Origin of the sequence: Flavobacterium sp. (genome assembly GCF_034111225.1) — a bacterium.
In the GTDB taxonomy this organism is placed as follows: domain Bacteria; phylum Bacteroidota; class Bacteroidia; order Flavobacteriales; family Flavobacteriaceae; genus Flavobacterium.
Genome location: NZ_JAWUXR010000011.1, coordinates 96,897 through 116,431, shown reverse-complemented (window position 1 = coordinate 116,431; position 19,535 = coordinate 96,897). Strand labels below are relative to the sequence as shown.

At 33.1% G+C, this 19,535-nt stretch carries 18 protein-coding genes; 16 read left to right on the top strand and 2 right to left on the bottom strand.

What is annotated here, in order from left to right:
- The first annotated feature begins 1 nt into the window (after window position 1).
- The 16 genes from UXY25_RS05775 to UXY25_RS05700 all read left to right on the top strand — a co-directional run bounded on the left by UXY25_RS05775 (window position 2) and on the right by UXY25_RS05700 (window position 15,175).
- Window positions 2-286, top strand: coding sequence for an aldehyde dehydrogenase family protein (locus UXY25_RS05775; protein ID WP_320815058.1), 285 nt, complete (start codon window positions 2-4; stop codon window positions 284-286).
- 141 nt (window positions 287-427) lie between these two features.
- Window positions 428-862, top strand: a complete 435-nt coding sequence (locus UXY25_RS05770; protein ID WP_320815057.1) for a hypothetical protein — start codon at window positions 428-430, stop codon at window positions 860-862.
- 532 nt (window positions 863-1,394) lie between these two features.
- A complete protein-coding gene (locus UXY25_RS05765; protein WP_320815056.1) occupies window positions 1,395-1,910 on the top strand; it encodes a hypothetical protein in 516 nt (171 codons plus the stop codon).
- Between the two features lie 267 nt (window positions 1,911-2,177).
- On the top strand, window positions 2,178-2,564 hold the full coding sequence (locus UXY25_RS05760) for a DUF302 domain-containing protein (protein ID WP_320815055.1): 387 nt from the start codon (window positions 2,178-2,180) through the stop codon (window positions 2,562-2,564).
- Window positions 2,565-2,633: 69 nt separating this feature from the next.
- Complete coding sequence (locus UXY25_RS05755; protein ID WP_320815054.1) at window positions 2,634-3,323, top strand: WG repeat-containing protein; 690 nt, start codon at window positions 2,634-2,636, stop codon at window positions 3,321-3,323.
- Between the two features lie 51 nt (window positions 3,324-3,374).
- The gene (locus UXY25_RS05750) at window positions 3,375-3,644 is read left to right on the top strand and encodes an SHOCT domain-containing protein (protein WP_320815053.1); all 270 of its coding nucleotides are present in this window, start codon (window positions 3,375-3,377) and stop codon (window positions 3,642-3,644) included.
- 17 nt (window positions 3,645-3,661) lie between these two features.
- Window positions 3,662-3,940 (top strand): DUF5676 family membrane protein, encoded by a 279-nt coding sequence (locus UXY25_RS05745; RefSeq protein WP_320815052.1) that lies wholly within the window; start codon window positions 3,662-3,664, stop codon window positions 3,938-3,940.
- Between the two features lie 79 nt (window positions 3,941-4,019).
- Complete coding sequence (locus UXY25_RS05740; RefSeq protein WP_320815051.1) at window positions 4,020-5,033, top strand: type II glyceraldehyde-3-phosphate dehydrogenase; 1,014 nt, start codon at window positions 4,020-4,022, stop codon at window positions 5,031-5,033.
- Between the two features lie 11 nt (window positions 5,034-5,044).
- Window positions 5,045-6,106: a class I fructose-bisphosphate aldolase gene (locus UXY25_RS05735; protein ID WP_320815050.1), complete on the top strand. Its 1,062-nt coding sequence runs from the start codon at window positions 5,045-5,047 to the stop codon at window positions 6,104-6,106.
- Between the two features lie 44 nt (window positions 6,107-6,150).
- Complete coding sequence (locus tag UXY25_RS05730) at window positions 6,151-7,146, top strand: 2-hydroxyacid dehydrogenase (protein ID WP_320815049.1); 996 nt, start codon at window positions 6,151-6,153, stop codon at window positions 7,144-7,146.
- A 23-nt stretch (window positions 7,147-7,169) separates the two neighbouring features.
- Complete coding sequence (locus tag UXY25_RS05725) at window positions 7,170-7,673, top strand: universal stress protein (protein ID WP_320815048.1); 504 nt, start codon at window positions 7,170-7,172, stop codon at window positions 7,671-7,673.
- 2 nt (window positions 7,674-7,675) lie between these two features.
- Window positions 7,676-8,518: an ATP cone domain-containing protein gene (locus tag UXY25_RS05720; RefSeq protein WP_320815047.1), complete on the top strand. Its 843-nt coding sequence runs from the start codon at window positions 7,676-7,678 to the stop codon at window positions 8,516-8,518.
- Between the two features lie 13 nt (window positions 8,519-8,531).
- Window positions 8,532-9,905, top strand: coding sequence for an MBL fold metallo-hydrolase (locus tag UXY25_RS05715; protein ID WP_320815046.1), 1,374 nt, complete (start codon window positions 8,532-8,534; stop codon window positions 9,903-9,905).
- 17 nt (window positions 9,906-9,922) lie between these two features.
- Complete coding sequence (locus UXY25_RS05710) at window positions 9,923-10,468, top strand: ATP-binding protein (RefSeq protein WP_320815045.1); 546 nt, start codon at window positions 9,923-9,925, stop codon at window positions 10,466-10,468.
- A complete protein-coding gene (locus UXY25_RS05705; protein WP_320815044.1) occupies window positions 10,465-12,987 on the top strand; it encodes a heavy metal translocating P-type ATPase in 2,523 nt (840 codons plus the stop codon). Before UXY25_RS05710 ends, UXY25_RS05705 begins: the two co-directional genes overlap by 4 nt.
- A 1-nt stretch (window position 12,988) precedes the next feature.
- Window positions 12,989-15,175, top strand: coding sequence for a multicopper oxidase family protein (locus UXY25_RS05700; protein WP_320815043.1), 2,187 nt, complete (start codon window positions 12,989-12,991; stop codon window positions 15,173-15,175).
- Between the two features lie 96 nt (window positions 15,176-15,271).
- Here the strand turns inward: UXY25_RS05700 and UXY25_RS05695 are convergent, their stop codons facing one another.
- A complete protein-coding gene (locus UXY25_RS05695; RefSeq protein ID WP_320815042.1) occupies window positions 15,272-16,450 on the bottom strand; it encodes a TolC family protein in 1,179 nt (392 codons plus the stop codon).
- Window positions 16,440-19,535 (bottom strand): efflux RND transporter permease subunit, encoded by a 3,096-nt coding sequence (locus UXY25_RS05690; RefSeq protein ID WP_320815041.1) that lies wholly within the window; start codon window positions 19,533-19,535, stop codon window positions 16,440-16,442. The genes UXY25_RS05695 and UXY25_RS05690 overlap by 11 nt, the downstream gene beginning before the upstream one ends.

The following is a 19,535-nucleotide window of genomic DNA, read 5'->3' as shown; positions in this document are numbered from 1 at the left end:
TATGGATAGTTTTAGGCCGTGTTCTACCATTACTATTCATCTTTTTAACACCTACTTTTGGTATAGGAAGCAGTCATTCACTTTTCCTTTTCATCATTTTTATGTTTGCTTGTCGCCTATTTATGCCTCTTTTGGTTTGGGAGGTTCTGTATTTACACAGGACATCGAACGTGGAAAAAGAGTAGCGGATCAGATTGATACAGGTACGGTATTCATTAATCACCCCCCCCACATGGACACAAGCGAACTTACCGTTTGGTGGAACGAAGAATTCGAGTTACGGTAGAGAACTTTCTGAACTCGGTATTGACGAGTTTGTAAATAAAAAATTGATACGTGTTAGTGGGCTTTCAGACCCTTTTTAAAAAAACAGCTGATATTGCTTTTCCTAATAAATGGTTTATTAATTATAACACTACATGAAAATATGGAACATTTCAAAAATCTTACCGAATCAGAAAATAAAGCTTTACTTAAATTTCCAGTCTATATATCCCTGCTTGCCGCCAATGTTGATGGCAAAATGGATGAGGCTGAAAAAAAAGAAGCTATAAAATTTTCACATATAAAAACCTATTCCGCAGATGAACTGCTTATTGGATTTTATGAGGAAGCCGATGCTGTTTTTGAAAACAATATCAGCCAACTTGATAATGCGTTGCCAAAAGAAAAAAACAGCAGGGAATCAGCTATCAAATACGAATTATCGAATCTTGAAAAGTTGGTATTGAAGTTAGGTGATAAAGATCGTGCTGCCCTGCATCATAGCATGAGAACATTTAAAGAACATGTGTCTCAAGCACATCATAGTGTTTTAGTAGATTTTATTTTTCCAATTCCAATTAAGGGATTTACCTATTAGGGAAGAATAACGAAAGGAAGCAAAAATAATATCACTGAAAAATAGATTTCAAGAAGTTAAAAATATGAAACTATTTATCAAAATCATGGCCTGTAATCGTTGCTTAGAAGTAATTAAAGAAGAGCTTGGAGAATTAGTTATTGATGAATCAAAACTAAATCAATACGATGAAATTATATAGGTTTTAACGAAAATTGTGTAGCTGATTTAAGATAGTATTAAATACCTTTAGTAGTATTATAAATCAGCACACTATGAAAAATAATCACTGGATTTGGATGGTTTTAGGTTGTGTCCTACCATTACTGTTCATTTTTTTAGCACCTACTCTTGGTATAGGAAGTAGTTCCTCACTTTTCCTTTTCATCCTTTTTATGTTTGCCTGTCACCTGTTTATGCCTCATGGATCGCATCGACATGATAATCACTCACTTCATAATCAAGAAGAGTTAAAAAAGAATAACAAACACTAAAATATTAAAAAAACAAATAAACTAAGTATAACGGATTTATTAATATTAAAATAAAAAAAATGAAAACAATTGTAAAAACAGTAATAATTATCATAACAGTAGGTACAATGATTAGCTGTAAATCAACATTTAATGCCTCTGAAACAATGGGTGTTCAGGGTAATCGAACTGCAGTTTATCAGGAAATAATTTCAAACCCAAGCCAATTTAAAGAATTTATAGATCTGGCTCAGCAAGATGAAGAAGCAAAAAAGATAATGATGCAAAACCACATGAAAATGATGGAATCTGGAAACATGAAAATGATGATGGAGAAAAACCCTGAAATGAAGCAAAAGATGAAAATGCACATGGATAAAATGATGGAAGAGAATCCTGAAATGAAAGAAAAAATGCAGGCGAAGATGCTAGATAAAATGATGGAAAGTCCTGAAGGAAGAATAATGTTGATGCAGAGAATGCAAGAAAACAAAGATATGCAAGAGGAAATGAAAGAAAAAATGAAAGAAAAAATGAGAGAAAACCCAGCAATGATGGAAGAGATGATGAAGAAAATGAAAAATGAAAAGCAATAATTTCCTTCCTGGTGATTGGGGTAACTAAAAATAAAAACATTTATTAACTATTAAACTATAAAATTATGATGATGTGGTTATGGATACTAATACCGATTGTGCTTGTATTGATCTTTTTTAAATACAAAGGACGAAATAGATAAAATACCTGAAGATGGAAAATCAAATGGATTTTCTAGAAATCCTATTCACAAAGGGCAGAAAGTCCAAAGTGGAATAGTAAGAAATAAACAAATGTTAAACTCTAAAAAATAAAATTTAAAAATCATGGAATATTATTTCAGTAAAACAATTACAGACAGTTTCGAAAATGCCATTCAAAAAGTTACAGAAGCGCTTAAAGCTGAGGGATTTGGTATATTAACAGAAATTGACCTAAAAGAAACATTGAAAAAGAAATTAGATGTGGATTTTTACAATTACACCATTCTTGGCGCCTGTAATCCGCATTTTGCATACAAAGCACTATTGGCAGAAGATAAAATAGGAACAATGTTGCCTTGTAATGTAATTGTTCAAGAGAAAGTAAAAGGTCAGGTAGAAGTTTCAGCGGTTGATCCTGCAGCATCTATGAAAGCGGTAGAAAACGCAGCACTTGGGGAAATTGCAATAGAAATTAGAGAAAGGCTTCAAAAAGTAATTAGAAATTTATAAACCCTATTTAGACCATGCTCTTAGCCAACAAGTCAAATGGCATTTTTAAATTAATTAAAATCAAATAACATGAAAACACTAGTAATTATTTTTTCGGTAATCGGACTCTTAAGCTTAAACAGTTGCGATCAAAAAAGCGATTTAAAAACAAAGCTTAAAAATCCTGAAACAAAGAGTGAAATCATTAAAAATATTGCAGAAAATATAGATTATATCTCACCCTTTCACAATGGTGTTTCTGCGGTCAAAAAAGGGAATAGTTGGGGGTTTATGGACGAAAAAGGTACTATAGTCATCAATTTTAGGGATGATTTGGTTTCCACCGAAACAAGCAATGATAATTACCCAATTTTCAGTAATGAAAGGTGTCTCATCTACAACGAAAAAGCGGGTATCTCATATTTCGGATACATAGATAAATTTGGAAAGACAGTTATTGAACCTCAGTTTCTAAATGCTACCAATTTCAATAAAAATGCAGCTATTGTATTAAAATTGGTCAAAGAAAAATTGGGTACGAATGAATTGATGAAGGATGTGGTGAGTTACGATTACTTCGAAGTAGTTATTGATAAGAATGGTGAAATAGGTCAATATTTAATGGAAGAACCTATACACATTACACTCGCCAATCAGAATGTGAAAAACAAACCTGTAATTACCTCCAAGTTTATTTCTGATAACCTGATTGCTATCTGGAATGATTCTAAAAAATGGACAATAAAAGCAATCAACGAAAAACAGGGAGAAATTCAATAAAAACAATCATTAATTAAAAATAGATTTAGATGAAAACAGTAGTGATTATTTTTGAAAACCCTGATTCAAGAAAGTAGCTTTTTAGTACGATTACATAAAGATTATGCACAATTACGAAGCACATTATGGAGGAATGCACCTTATATGGTGGATTATATGGATGGTATTAATCATATGGATTTTGCAACACCATGGAGTATTCCTGGGCAAAGAGCAAAAAAAGATTCACCACTCGATATTTTAAAAAAACGCTTTGCTAAAGGAGAAATTACAAAGGAAGAATTTGAAGAATCGAAAAAGATTTTAAACGCGGGCAAATAACTTAAAATCCCAATACTATGTATCAATTAAACGTAAAAAAGCTTGGTTTTGCATTCGGTCTAACAGCTGCCTTTCTTTATCTCGGCTGTATGATTGTAATGGCAACTTCAGGAAAAGAAGGAACCATTACTTTTTTTAACAGCTTGTTACACGGACTAGATACTAGGAATATTATAAGAATGGATGTGCCTCTTTTAGAAGCTTTCTTTGGGATTATTCAAACATTTATTTTAGGTTGGCTTATAGGGGCTTGTATTGGAGTATTTTATAATATTCAAATTAAAGTAAAAAAATAATTCATTATTAAAACAGGTTTCCTATCTGATTTAAAATATAAAAAGAGGAAGCTCATACAAATATTTTAAATAATTAGACATGAAAAATATTGCAGTTATAGGCTATGGTGTAATAGGAAAAAGAGTGGCTGATGCCATAAATAAACAAGACGACATGAAACTTTCAGGAGTTTGTGATATCATTAGCGATTGGCGTATTCAAAATGCTGTAAGAAAAGAGTATGATATATATGCAGCAACAACTGAAGCTGCAGATAACATGGAAGCAGTAGGAATCACTGTAAAAGGAGATATGCAGTTGCTTTTAGAAAAGTCAGATCTCGTTGTAGATTGTACACCAAAAAAAATTGCAGCACAAAATGTAATAATATACAAAGCCCAAAAAATAAAATTCATTTTACAAGGTGGCGAAAAACACGAAACTACTGGTCATTCCTTTAGTGCCGAAAATAATTACCAATCAGCATTAAATTTAGAGGCAACAAGAGTTGTTTCATGTAATACCACTTCCATTTTAAGGACATTAACTACCTTAAAAAAAGCGGGTTTATTGGAGTATGCAAGAGGTACATTATTAAGAAGAGCTACAGACCCATGGGAAAGTCATTTAGGAGGTATAATGAATACAATGGTGCCCGAAAAGGAAATTCCAAGTCATCAAGGGCCTGATGCAAAAAGTGTAGACCCAGACTTAGATGTAATTACCGTTGCGGTAAAAGTTCCGGAAACCTTAAGCCACATGCACTATTGGAATGTAAAGTTAAAAAAAAGCACAACTAAAGAAGAAGTACTAACAGCTTTCAAAACATCAAGTCGTATTAAATTAATTCGCTACGACCAAGGATTGGTTTCTAACAATACCATTAAGGAAATGTTTCTGGATATGGGAAGACCATGGGGAGATATGTACGAAGTAGCTCTTTGGGAGGATATGCTAAAAGTAGTGGGCGATGAACTTTTCTATGCCTACGTAGTAGATAACCAAGCTATTGTTATTCCTGAAACTATTGATGCCATTCGTGCACTCACAGGAATTGAAACGGATGCTCAAAAATCCATTACGAAAACCAATATAAGTTTAGGAATTAGTTAAACACTATAAAAATGAAAGCAACCGAAAGTATAACCGAAATTCTAGGAAAAAAAGCGACATTTTATTTAGACCATGTTTGTGAAAAAATAACCAAGGATGAATTACAAAATCCTTCAAAAAGGAGTCTGGATAATATTTTTATTCAATCAAATAGAAGTCCTCAAGTTCTTCGTAGTCTTTCTCAATTATACAACCATGGAAATTTAGGTAAAACAGGTTATTTAAGTATTCTTCCAGTTGACCAAGGTATTGAGCATAGTGCAGCTTTTTCATTTTATAAAAATCCTGATTATTTTGATCCAGAAAATATTATAAAATTAGCTATTGAAGCTGGTTGCAATGGTGTAGCATCAACTTTTGGTGTACTTGGTCTTAATGCTAGAAAATATGCACACAAAATTCCTTTCATTGTAAAAATTAATCATAATGAACTACTGACTTATCCAAACAAATATGACCAAACACTATTTGGAAAAGTAAAAGCCGCTTGGGATATGGGTGCAGTTGCAGTTGGTGCAACCATCTATTTTGGTTCGAATGAAAGTAACAGACAACTCAAAGAAATAGCCGAAGCTTTTGAAGAAGCCCACAATTTAGGAATGGCGACCATTTTATGGTGTTACCTTCGAAATGATGCCTTTAAAACAGATAAAGAAGATTATCATGCATCAGCTGATTTAACTGGACAAGCCAATCATTTAGGGGTTACAATACAAGCAGATATCATCAAACAGAAACTTCCAACAAATAATTTTGGGTTTAAAAATATTGGTTTTGGGAAATATGATGATGAAATGTACAAAACACTAACTACTACCCACCCTATCGATTTATGTAGATTACAAGTTGCAAATTGTTTTATGGGTAAAATTGGGTTAATCAATTCGGGGGGTGGTTCTAAAGGCGAATCAGATTTGGTTGAAGCCATTACGACCGCAGTAATCAATAAGCGTGCTGGTGGTTCTGGTCTAATATTAGGGAGAAAAGCGTTTCAAAAAACTTTTAAAGAAGGTATAGAATTGTTGCATACGGTACAGAGTGTATATTTAGATAATAGTATCACAGTTGCATAACATCTTCAAAACTTTAATGAATTATTTAAAAATGAAAAAAGAAAATGAAAACAACCATATTTAGTACACATAAATTTGAAGCGCCATATCTTATCAAAGCCAATAATGGAAAGCATGAACTAAAAATGCTTGAGACTCGCTTAACTAAAGAAACAGCTATACTTGCAAAAGGTTCTATAACAGTGAGTATATTTACTGGTGATGATGCTTCAGCAGAGGTACTAAAGCAATTAAGTATTTTTGGAATTAAAAATATTGCTTTGCGTTCAGCGGGTTTTAATCATGTTGATTTAGAACAAGCTGCAAAATTTGGGATTAAAGTTGTTCGCGTTCCGGCATATTCTCCTTATGCTATTGCAGAACATGCCATTGCTTTAATATTGGCTTTAAACAGAAAATTAATTAAAGCTAATAATAGAGTTCACGAACAGAATTTTTCATTGAATGGATTAACAGGTTTTGACCTTAATGGAAAGACTGTTGGTATTATAGGAACTGGTAAAATTGGAGCTGTTATGGTTAAAATTCTACATGGTTTTGGTTGTAGAATACTGGCTTTTGACATACAGGAAAATGAGGAAATAAAACAAAAATACCAAGTTGAATACACAGATTGTAAGTCATTATGTAGACAATCCGATATTATCACATTGCACGTTCCTTTGAATGAACAAACCAAACATATTATTAATAAATTATGTATTGAGAATATGAAATATGGTGTAATGCTTATCAATACCAGTCGTGGCGCTTTAGTCGATACTAAAGCAGTTATCGGTGGTCTAAAGACTAAAAAGATCGGCTATTTCGGCATGGATGTTTATGAAGAAGAAGAAGGATTGTTTTTTGAAGACCATTCCGAAGACATTTTATTAGATGATGTGATTGCACGACTTATGACCTTCAACAATGTTTTAATAACCAGTCATCAGGCTTTTTTAACCGAAACAGCATTGACCAATATTGCCGAAACTACCATATATAATCTGGATTGCTTTGAAAAGCGCAAAGTTTCAGGAAATGAAGTTACCATAGATTGATTTATAAAGAAAAATAATTCAAAATGAAAAATATACTCGTACCCACCAATTTTTCCAATAACTGCATTAAAGCAGCGCAACTTGGCATAGCAATGGCTAAATTATATAATTCGGAAATACACTTTTTACATTTACTGAAAACACCCGTAGATTGGGTAAAACTGGATAAACTAAAAGAAGACATAACCGATGCTTTTAAAAAGGTAATAGCCATAGCCAACAAATGTGATGCTCGAATTCATTTATTACAAATAAATACAAAAACAGATTTTAATAGTATTGAAAGTAGCTTAACAAATATCGATTTACTATTGAAAAAATTTCCGGATTTTGAAAATTATTCAAAAGCAGTCTATAATGAGGAATCAGTAGAGGTAGGTATTAATAAATTCATAGAGCAACAACCAGTAGATTTAATTGCAATGGTAACACATGTTAAAACCGGTTTTTTAAGTTTATTCTCTAAAAGCATAGTTGAAGGTGTAACAAATCACAGCACATTGCCAGTAATGACCTTACATATTTAAAAATGGAAAACACAATAAACATAGTAAAATATTCTGGAGAAACTGTTCCGTTTAAAGTTGAAAAACTTATCAATTCATTGAGACGTTCCCAAGCAACAGAAGAATTGATTCAACAAATAGTGTCGCAAGTTGAAAATCAAATTTATGAAGGCATTACCACTAAAAAAATATATCAAATGGCCTTCAAGATGCTAAAGAGTAAATCGAGGGTTAGTGCTTCAAAATACAAGCTAAAAAAGGCCTTAATGGAATTGGGACCTACAGGATTTCCTTTTGAAAAATTTGTGGGAAAGATACTGGATCACGAAGGCTTTAAAACCCAAGTAGGTGTCATTGTGCAGGGTAATTGTGTGCAGCACGAAGTAGATGTGATAGCACAAAAAGACAATAACCATTTTATGATTGAATGCAAATACCACAGCAGCCAAGGTAGATTCTGTGATGTAAAAATTCCATTGTATATCCAGTCAAGATTTTTAGATGTAAAAGCAAAGTGGGAACTTCAAACAGGTCACGAATCAAAACTCCACCAAGGTTGGGTATATACCAATACACGATTTACTACCGATGCCATTCAGTACAGCAACTGTGTTGGGTTACAACTCTCAAGTTGGGATTACCCAATAGGAAACGGTTTAAAAGACAGAATAGATAAGTTGGGGCTACATCCTTTAACGGCATTAACAACGCTGACTAAAGCCGAAAAAGCAAAGTTGTTGAGCACAGGCATTGTGCTTTGCAAAGAACTTCACCAAAACCCTAACATACTAGAACAAGTAGGAGTGCCAAAAGCTAGGCATAAAAATATTTTAGACGATTCAAATGAACTATGTAATAATCATTAAATAGTATGGACAAATGAAAAATAACAAAATAAACATTCACTTTTTAGGTGCAGCAGGAACCGTAACAGGTTCAAAATATTTAGTGGATACAGGAGATAGAAAGATATTAATAGACTGTGGCCTTTTCCAAGGTCTCAAGGAGTTACGACTTAAAAACTGGGAACATTTACCTGTGGATGTTTCAGAAATTGATATGGTATTGCTTACTCACGGTCATTTAGACCACACGGGCTACCTGCCAAGGTTGGTAAATCAAGGATTCAAAGGTCCCATTTACGGTACCAATCCCACATTGGACATTGTAAAAATAATTTTGAATGACAGTGCGAAAATTCAAGAACAGGAAGCAGAACGTGCCAATAAGGAAGGTTATTCAAAACACAATCCAGCTGAGCCGCTATATGGTTTAAAAGATGTTGAAGTTACAATCCCACATTTTAAAGCTATCCCACAAGCACAATGGATTTTTTTATTCGATGGTATCAAAGCACGTTTTCAGTACAATGGGCACATTTTAGGAGCTACTTACATAGAATTAGATATAAATGGTAAACGCTTTGTCTTTTCAGGCGATATAGGAAGAATTAATGACTTATTACTTTACCCACCACTCAAACCTAAAAAAGCGGATGTTCTGTTCATAGAATCAACATATGGAGGACGATTTCATCCAGATGAAATCGAAGCTATTCCACAAATAGAAAAATTAGTAAATGAAACCATTAATAACGGAGGGAGTTTATTCATTCCAAGCTTTTCAGTTGAAAGAGCGCAACTAATGATGTTGATTTTTTGGAAATTACTCAAAGAAAATAAAATACCAAAAGTACAAATGATTATGGATAGCCCAATGGGAGCTAATGTTTTGGAACTCTTTCACCATACAAGGGATTGGCATAGATTGGAGGACAATGAATGTGATGAGATGTGCTCGCACTTTACGGTCGTAAAAAGTTATCGGGAAACATTAGAATTACGTGCTGATAATAAACCAAAAATTGTGATTGCAGGAAGTGGAATGCTTACAGGAGGACGAATGCTCAACTATCTTGAAACTCAGGCCCAAAACCCAAATAACACTTTACTTTTTGTTGGATATCAAGCGGAAGGAACTCGTGGAAGAAAAATATTAGAAGGTGAAAAAGAATTAAAAGTGTATGGAAAATGGGTGCCTTTTCATATGCAAGTAGCTGAAATTGAAGGATTATCAGCTCATGCAGACCATAAAGAACTTATAGATTGGATGAGTAAAATAAAAAACAAACCAGAGAGAATCTTTATAGTACACGGCGAAAAAGAAGGTGCAGAAGCATTACGAAAAGGCATCAAAGAAACCTACGGTTGGGAGAGTGAAATTCCGCAGCTTTATAGTATTGAAGAAGTATAATTTTAAATGCGAAAAAATTGAAAGAAACAAATAAAACAAACAGTACCAATTGGTATGTTATAACAGGTGGTCCAAGTTCAGGCAAGACTACCACAATAAATATGCTTCACGCAAAAGGTTACAAAACCACGATAGAACACGCCAGACATTATATAGATACCATGCGAGAAGTTGATGAAACTGTAGAAGAAATGAGAAACAACAAAAGAAAATTTCAATTAGGTGTTTTAGACATGCAAATTGAACAAGAAGCTTCAATAAAACCTGAAGACGTTGTTTTTCTGGATAGAGCCATTCCAGATGCCTTGGCATATTATCGTTTTTTGAATTTGGAAGTAGATAAAATTCTAAAAGAGGCGTTGCAAAATGTAAATTATAAAAAAATATTTATTCTAGATAAACTACCTTTGATAAAGGATTATGCACGAATAGAAAGTATGAATGACCAAATAAAAATCCATAATCTTATAACAGAAGTTTATGAAAACCTTGCTTTTCCTGTACTACACGTACCAGTTTTAAAACCAGAAGAAAGAGTTCAATTTATATTAAATAATTTATGAAACACATATATCACATAAAAGGAATGACCTGTTCGGGTTGTGAAGCCAAAGTAAAAGCCGATTTGTTCAAAGTAGAATATGTTACAAATGTTGTGGTTTCAAAAGAAGATAAATTGGGCACAATTACCATGTCAAAACATGTAGAGTTGTCAGTTTTCCAAAAAGCATTAGGAGGAAAAGACAGTAAATACCAAATTTCATTGCCTAATGCTAATCCAAAAGTAGAAGAAAAATCAAGTTGTTGTTCAACAGAAAATAAATCTCATAATTCTAATCATCAAAAACAAAACCATCCTGCAGGAAAATACTATTGTCCCATGCATTGTGAAGGAGACAAAGTATATGATAAAGCTGGAGATTGTCCTGTTTGCGGAATGGATTTAGTTAAAGAACCAACATTAGTTCAAAATACACAGTTCACTTGCCCAATGCATCCTGAAATTATTCGTGATACACCTGGAAGTTGCCCAAAATGTGGAATGGATTTAGTGCCAATGGAACCAACAGATTCGGAAGAAGATAAAACCTATCAAAAGTTATGGTATAAAATGAAAATTGCGATGCTTTTTAGTATTCCAGTTTTTATTATTACCATGTCGGATATGATTCCAAATAATCCATTATACAAATTAATGGATTTAGAAAAATGGAATTGGGTGCAATTCTTTTTAACCATTCCAATAGTTTTTTATGCTTGTTGGATGTTTTTTGAAAGAGCTTGGAAATCTATAGTGAACTGGAATTTAAACATGTTTACGCTAATAGGTATTGGAACTGGAGTAGCATTTGTTTTTAGTATTGTTGCAATGTTATTTCCATCTGTATTTCCATCCGAATTTAAAACAGAAAGTGGAACCGTTCATTTGTATTTTGAAGCAACGGCAGTTGTTTTAACTTTGGTTTTATTAGGACAATTATTAGAAGCAAAAGCGCACAGCAGAACAAGTGGAGCAATCAAAGAATTACTAAAATTAGCACCAACGGAAGCTACTTTAGTTAAAGATGGAGAAGAAACTGTTGTTTCCATTCACGATATTCAAAAAGGAGATATTATTCGTGTTAAACCAGGTGAAAAAATTCCTGTAGATGGAATAATAGTGGAAGGAAGCAGCACTATTGATGAATCTATGATTTCTGGAGAGCCAATTCCTGTTGATAAAAAGAAAGATGATGAAGTAAGTTCTGGAACCATAAACGGAACTAAATCATTTTTAATGTTAGCTGAGAAAGTAGGTTCTGAAACTTTATTGTCTCAAATCGTTCAAATGGTTTCTGATGCTAGTCGATCAAGAGCGCCTATTCAAAATTTAGTAGATAAAATTTCAAAATATTTTGTACCAATTGTAGTATTAATTTCGGTTGTCACTTTTATCGTTTGGTGGCAATTTGGACCAGATCCAAAATTAGTCTACGCTTTTGTAAATGCTATTGCGGTTTTAATTATTGCTTGTCCGTGTGCTTTAGGTTTAGCTACGCCAATGTCAGTAATGGTTGGAGTAGGTAAAGGAGCGCAATCTGGTGTGTTAATTAAGAATGCGGAAGTCCTAGAGAAAATGGATAAAATTGATGTTTTAATTACTGATAAAACAGGAACACTAACTGAAGGAAAACCTTCAGTTGAAAAAATCATAGTAAAAGAGGGAGATGAAAAAGAAGTATTAGGAAAAATAGCATCATTAAACCAAAATAGTGAACATCCATTAGCAACAGCTGTAGTTACTTTTGCCAAATCAAAAGAGGTCTCTTTTTTTAAAGTAGAAAACTTTGATTCTGTAACAGGAAAAGGTGTTATAGGATTTATAGAAAATGTAAAAATCAGTTTAGGAAACAAAAAATTATTAGAGCAAGAAGGAATTCAAGATTTTTCAATTATAGAACAAGAAGTAATTGCAGAACAAAAACAAGGGAAAACCGTTTCTTATATTGCTATTGATAAAAAAGTTATTGGTTATATTACAATTACGGATGCAATTAAGAAATCAAGTTTAGACGCAATTAATGAATTAAAACGTCAAGGAGTACAAGTCATCATGCTAACTGGCGATAATGAAAATACTGCAAAATCTGTAGCTTCTACCCTAGGACTAACTGATTTTAAAGCGAGTTGTTTACCACAAGACAAATTAGAATATATTAAAACATTACAAGTACAAGGTAAAATTGTTGCTATGGCTGGTGATGGTATAAATGATGCTCCTGCTTTAGCACAATCTGATATTGGTATTGCTATGGGAACTGGAACCGATGTAGCCATTGAAAGTGCCAAAATAACATTAGTAAAAGGAGATTTACAAGGAATTGTAAAAGCGAAGAATTTGAGTCATGCTGTGATGAAAAATATCAAACAAAATCTATTTTTTGCATTCATCTACAATACAATTGGAATACCAGTTGCAGCAGGGGTTTTATTTCCAGTTTTCGGAATTTTATTATCTCCAATGATTGCAGCTTTAGCAATGAGTTTTAGTTCGGTTTCCGTAATTGCAAATGCACTACGATTACGAACCATAAAAATTTAAAATGAAAAAATTATATATATTATTTACGTTAATTTTAGCCGGTACAACTTTTGCCCAAAAAGTAGTACGATACGATTTGCACATTCGTGATTCAATTGTCAATTTTTCGGGAAAAGAAAAAAGAGCGATTGCTGTAAACGGACAAATTCCGATGCCAACGTTGACTTTTACCGAAGGTGATGTTGCCGAAATTCACGTGTACAATCATTTAAAAGAAGGCACTTCGTTGCACTGGCACGGATTGTATTTACCCAATAAAGAAGATGGCGTTCCATATCTTACACAAATGCCAATCGAACCAGGAACAGAACATGTGTATCGTTTTCCAATCATTCAGTCTGGTACGCATTGGTATCATAGTCATAGTGGTTTACAAGAACAAATAGGAATGTATGGCTCGTTAGTTTTAAAAAAGAAGGAAAGTGATAAAACATTCAGAAAAGGAATCGATGATATTCCACAAATACCCATTATTTTAAGCGAATGGACGGATTATAAGCCAGAAAACGTACATAGAATGTTGCACAATGCTTCCGATTGGTTTGCTATTAAAAAAGGAACCACACAAAGTTACGCGGAAGCCATTAGAGAAGGTCATTTTAAAACCAAATTAACCAACGAATGGAAACGTATGTTGGCTATGGATGTAAGTGATGTCTATTATGATAAATTCCTAATCAACGGACAAAATGAAAGTCAACTTTCCCAATTTAAAGCTTTAGATAAAATACGATTGCGAATTTCAAACGGTGGAGCATCTTCTTATTTTTGGTTAAAGTATGCTGGAGGAAAAATGACAGTTGTTGCTAATGATGGAAATGATGTAAAACCAATAGAAGTTGACCGATTAATTATTGGTGTTTCGGAAACATATGATGTAGTGGTTACTATTCCGGCTGAAAATACTTCTTATGAATTTCTAGTCACTCCAGAAGACAGAACGAAATCGACTTCTATTTATATTGGAGCTGGAATTAAACAGTTGATTAGCCCAATGCCGAAATTGAAGTATTTTGAAGGAATGAAAATGATGAACGACATGATGAACATGGACGGAACTATGAACGATATGGGAATGGATATGTCACTTCAAAAAATGGATATGAATGCAGTAATGTATCCTGAAATTTCTGGAAGTGTTATGAAAATTAAGAAAGATGAAAATCTAAAAGATATAGTGACTTTAAATTATTCGATGTTAAAATCACCAAATAAAACAACTTTATCAAAAGATGCACCTGTTCGTGAATTGCGATTTGAATTAACCGGAAATATGAACCGCTATGTTTGGAGTATGGATAATGTAGTCCTTTCAGAAACAGATAAAATTCTGATTAAAAAAGGCGAAATTGTTCGCATTACGTTATACAATAACTCCATGATGCGTCACCCAATGCATTTACACGGTCATGATTTTAGAGTTTTAAATGGTAAAGGTGAATATGCGCCTTTAAAAAATGTATTGGATATTATGCCAATGGAAACCGATGTGATCGAATTTGAGGCTAATATAGAAGGAGATTGGTTTTTTCATTGTCACATTTTGTACCACATGATGGCAGGTATGAATCGAGTTTTTAGTTATGAAGACCAACAACCTAATCCATATTTGCCTAATAAAGCAAAAGCATATAAAAAGCTACAAGCAGAAAGTAATCAGTTTCATTTTATGGCTGAAAATGATTTTGCTACCAATGGAAATGATGGGAAGGCAATGTTTCAAAACACACGATGGAGTTTCGAAACTGAATGGAGATTAGGTTACAGCGACCACCATGGTTATGAATCAGAAACTCACATTGGAAGATACATTGGAAGAAATCAATGGTTTATGCCTTTTATTGGTTTTGATGCCCGTTATCGAAAATTAGATATGGGTGAAATTGAAGAAAATATTTTTGGACAATCCAGTACAAAAGATAAAAGGCTGCAAGCCAGTATAGGTTTTAATTACACCTTACCTTTGTTGCTAATTTTTCAAGCTGAAGTTTTTCATGATGGAAATGTAAGAATGCAATTGATGCGTGAAGATATTCCAGTTTCAAAGCGATTGCGAATGGCTTTTATGGTAAATACCGACAAAGAATATATGACAGGTTTTAAATATATTGTGGGTAAAAATATGGGAATTACCACGCATTATGATAGCGATATGGGAATAGGTTTAGGTTTAAATTTTAATTACTAGACCAAAATGCTACCGCCTCAAAATTGCATAAGTAAAAAAATAATGGGGTTTTAAAACCCCATTATTTTTTTGTCTTTTTGAAATATTTTAAAAAACTTACAACTGATACTTCAGCAAAGTAGCTACAACCTCATAGTATTCCTTTTCAATTTCAAGAAAAGAATTATAAGAGTTATTATAATAGTTCAATTCCACAAAGTATTCCAAAACAGAAATTTGACCAGCTGCTAAAGCTTTATCCAAAAGTGGTATAGGAGCAACAGACTGATTTATTTTTTGATAATCTTCCAAAATACTTTTCAAACTTTCATAGCGACCATACAATTGCTTGTTTTCATAATAATGTTCGTTAGTATGGTCTGTTAAAGCACTTTCAGCAAAAGTCATTTTAGCCTTTTGAAGCTTTACAGTGTTTTTACTTTCCCAAAGGGGCAACGAAATACCAGTATGAATTCCATTATATGTTTGTCCCAAAATACCTTGATAATGATACCCAACTTCCATTTTTGGCAAAGCCATAGCTTTACTTACATCAATTTGCTTTTGAGCAATAATCTTTTCTTGCTCTAACGTTTTTCGGATATAATCTTGTGTTTCAATTTCCTTTTCTAAGGTTTCAAAATCTGAAATAACAGGAACATCAAAATAAGCAACATCAGTAATAACAAGTGCATTGCCACCATTCAAACTCGTCAATTGTTCATTAAGTTTAGCAATAGCAGAAGCATTGTCTTGAAACTGTTTTTTAATTTCAAGCAACTGAATTTCGGCTTTGTTAACATCTAAAATAGTACCGTCACCAATTTCCAATTTCTTTTTAAAATGAGCCAACCATTTTTCAGTAGCTTCTTTTCTTTTAGTTAAGGGAAGTTGCAATTTGTTTCGGTAAACCAATTCAATACAAACTTTTTTAGCTTCTAACAACAAATCTTGATTAGCTGCTTTTAATTCTAAATCAGCTTGTGTAGTTCGTGCTGTTGCCAATTGATTTTTCTTTCCATAAACCGTTGGAAAATCAAAAGATTGTGCAATAACAATATCCGTTTGATTTCCTGCATTTGCAGGAGTACCTTTCAAATAGTCATACTCAACCGTTGGGTTATACAAAGAATTTCCGGTTTTATATTGGACTTTCTGTGCATTCCAATAGTTAGTATTTGCTTGTATGGTCTTGTTATTTTTGGCAATCTCGCTTAATGCTTTATCAATAGTAGATTGAGCAGTAATGGTACCAAACGATAAAAGGACAAAACCAAGTAGTATGTTATATTTCATTTGTTGCTTTTTTACGATTAGACAAATAATAGACTACAGGAACAATAAAAATGTTCAATAATGTAGAAGTAAATAAACCTCCTAAAATAACTTTTGCCATCGGACTTTGTATTTCATTACCTGGCATATCACTTGCTATTGCTAACGGTATTAAAGCCAATCCTGCCGTTAAAGCAGTCATTAAAATAGGACTTAATCTATCTTTTGAACCCTGAATTACGGTTTCATAAAGTGCTAATCCTTCTTTTTCCAATGTTTCATAATGCGATACCAATAGAATTCCGTTTCGTGTAGCAACTCCAAAAAGTGTAATGAAACCTATAATAGCAGGAATACTCAAAATACCACTGGTAAAATAAATACTAAACACACCACCAATTAAGGCTAAAGGAAGATTTAACAAAATAATAGAAGCAGTTTTTACTTTTTTAAATTCTTGGTACAGAATTAAGAATATAGCCAATAACGAAATTAGTGAAGTTAAAACCAACGTTTTGGAAGCTTCGGCTTCAGCTTCAAATTGTCCACCATATTCAATATGATATTCTTCTGGTAATTGTACTTCGTCAGTAATGATTTTCTGAATATCAGCCACCACACTTTTTTGGTCACGACCTGAAACATTAGCAGAAACAACTGTTTTTCGTTGCACGTTTTCACGATTAATAGTGTTTGGTCCAGATGTACTTACAATATCTGCAACATAATACAACGGAACTTTTTTACCATCATGTGTGTCAATCAGAGCATTTTTAATATGTTCCATTTTACCTTTATTGGCATCATCAAATCGAAGAATTAAATCAAACGTTTTATTACCTTCATATATTTCAGATACTTTTTCTCCTGCAAAAGCAACATCAACAAATTCATTAAACTGACCAATGGTAATACCGTAATGATTCAATAAATCACGTTTTGCCTTAATTTGAATTTGCGGAATTTCTACTTGTTGCTCCACACTCAAATCAACTAATCCTTCTATATTCTGAATTTTAGTTTTAATTTCGTTAGAAAGCGTAAACAATTTATTCAAATCAGAACCAAAAATCTTAATAGCTATATTCGCTCTCGTACCCGATAGCATGTGGTCAATTCTATGTCCAATTGGTTGTCCAATAGTTATATTAACACCAGTAACACCAGCTAATTTTTCACGAACATCAGCCATAAATTCCTCTCGGTCTCTTTCTTCTAAAACAAATGGAGCGTCTATTTCAGCAGCATTCACACCTTGTGCATGTTCATCCAGTTCGGCTCTTCCTGTTCTTCGGGTTGTAATTTTAATTTCAGGAACGGATAGCAATGCTTTTTCCACTTGCGTTCCTATTTTATTACTTTCTTCCAAAGAGATTCCTGGTAAACTAACGGCACTAATAACTAAAGAACCTTCATTAAATTCAGGTAAAAAACTTCTACCCAGTTGGCTCATAATAAATAAGGCAACTAAAAATAAACAACCAGCACTTATAAGCACTACTTTTTTCATTTCCATTACTTTTTGCAAAGCATTAGAATATCCTTTTTGCAAACGTTCTACCAACCAACTTTCCTTGTGCTGTTTTAAAAGCATTTCATCACTAGTTAATAAGTAACTTGCTAAAACGGGTGTAAGTGTAATAGAAACAATTAACGAAGCAAATAAGGCAACTATAAAAGCTATTCCAAGTGGTGCTAACAATTTACCTTCCATTCCAGATAAAAAGAATAAAGGCAAGAAGGCAACAATGATAATAAAGGTTGCGTTAATTACCGAACTTCTTATTTCAAATGAACCGTCAAAAATTACAGTAATTTTATCTTTCTGTGCTGCTTTTGGTTTTAACGCATTTTCTTTGAGTCGCTTAAATACGTTTTCCACATCAATTATGGCGTCATCAACTAAATCACCTATAGCAATTGCCATACCTCCTAAACTCATCGTATTGATGGTAAAACCAAGCCATTTTAAAGTTAATATGGCAACAATTAACGAAATAGGAATAGCTAATAAGGATATAAAAGTCGCTCTCCAATTCATCAAAAACAAAAACAAGATGATAATAACAAAAGCGGTTCCTTCTAATAAGGTTTTCTGAATATTACTAATAGATGCATTAATAAAATCGGCCTGACGGAAAATTTTAGTATTTATATGTACATCCTTTGGTAAATTCTTTTGAATATCAGCAATAGAAGTATCAATAGTTTCAGTAAGTTCCAAGGTATTGGTTGAAGGTTGCTTCATTACCGTCATAATTACAGCAGGTTCTCCTTTCAAAGAACCGTCTCCAATTTTTAAAGAAGCACCAATTTTAATTTCAGCAACATCTTCAATTTTAATAGGATTTCCATTTTGAATTTTTATGATAGACTTTCCAATTTCTTTAATGTCGTTAGTTCTACCAATACCTTTAACAATATATTCGTTATTGTATTCATTCATAAAACCACCAGACGAATTTCCATTCGCTTCCTCGCTGGCTTTTAATAATTCATTTAAAGAAACATTATAGTAACTCATTTTTTGAGGAGAAGCCAATATTTGATATTGTTTGAATTCTCCACCAATAACAACTACTTGTGCAACTCCACCAGTTGCTAATAATCGTGGTCGAATAGTCCAATCAGCAATAGTTCTTAAATCAATTTGAGAAGTACTATCTGCTGTTACACTAACCAACATAATTTCTCCCATAATAGAAGATTGTGGTCCCATTGTAGGATTTCCAACTCCTTGTGGTAATTTTTCAGATACTGCTATTATTTTTTCATTTACAATTTGTCGGGCTTTGTAAATATCAGTATTCCATTCAAACTCTACCCACACAATAGAAATACCTGCAGATGAGGAAGAACGAACACGTCTTACATTCGTTGCACCATTTACCGAAGTTTCTAACGGAAACGTTACAAGTTTTTCTACTTCTTCTGGAGCCATGCCATGTGCCTCCGTAAGTATTACAACCGTTGGAGCTGTCAAATCAGGAAATACATCCACTTCCATTTTAGAAGCGACAACACTACCAAAAATCAACAGTAAAACGGATGCTATCACTACAAAAAATCGATTGTGTAGTGAAAATTTAATTATTTTATTTAGCAT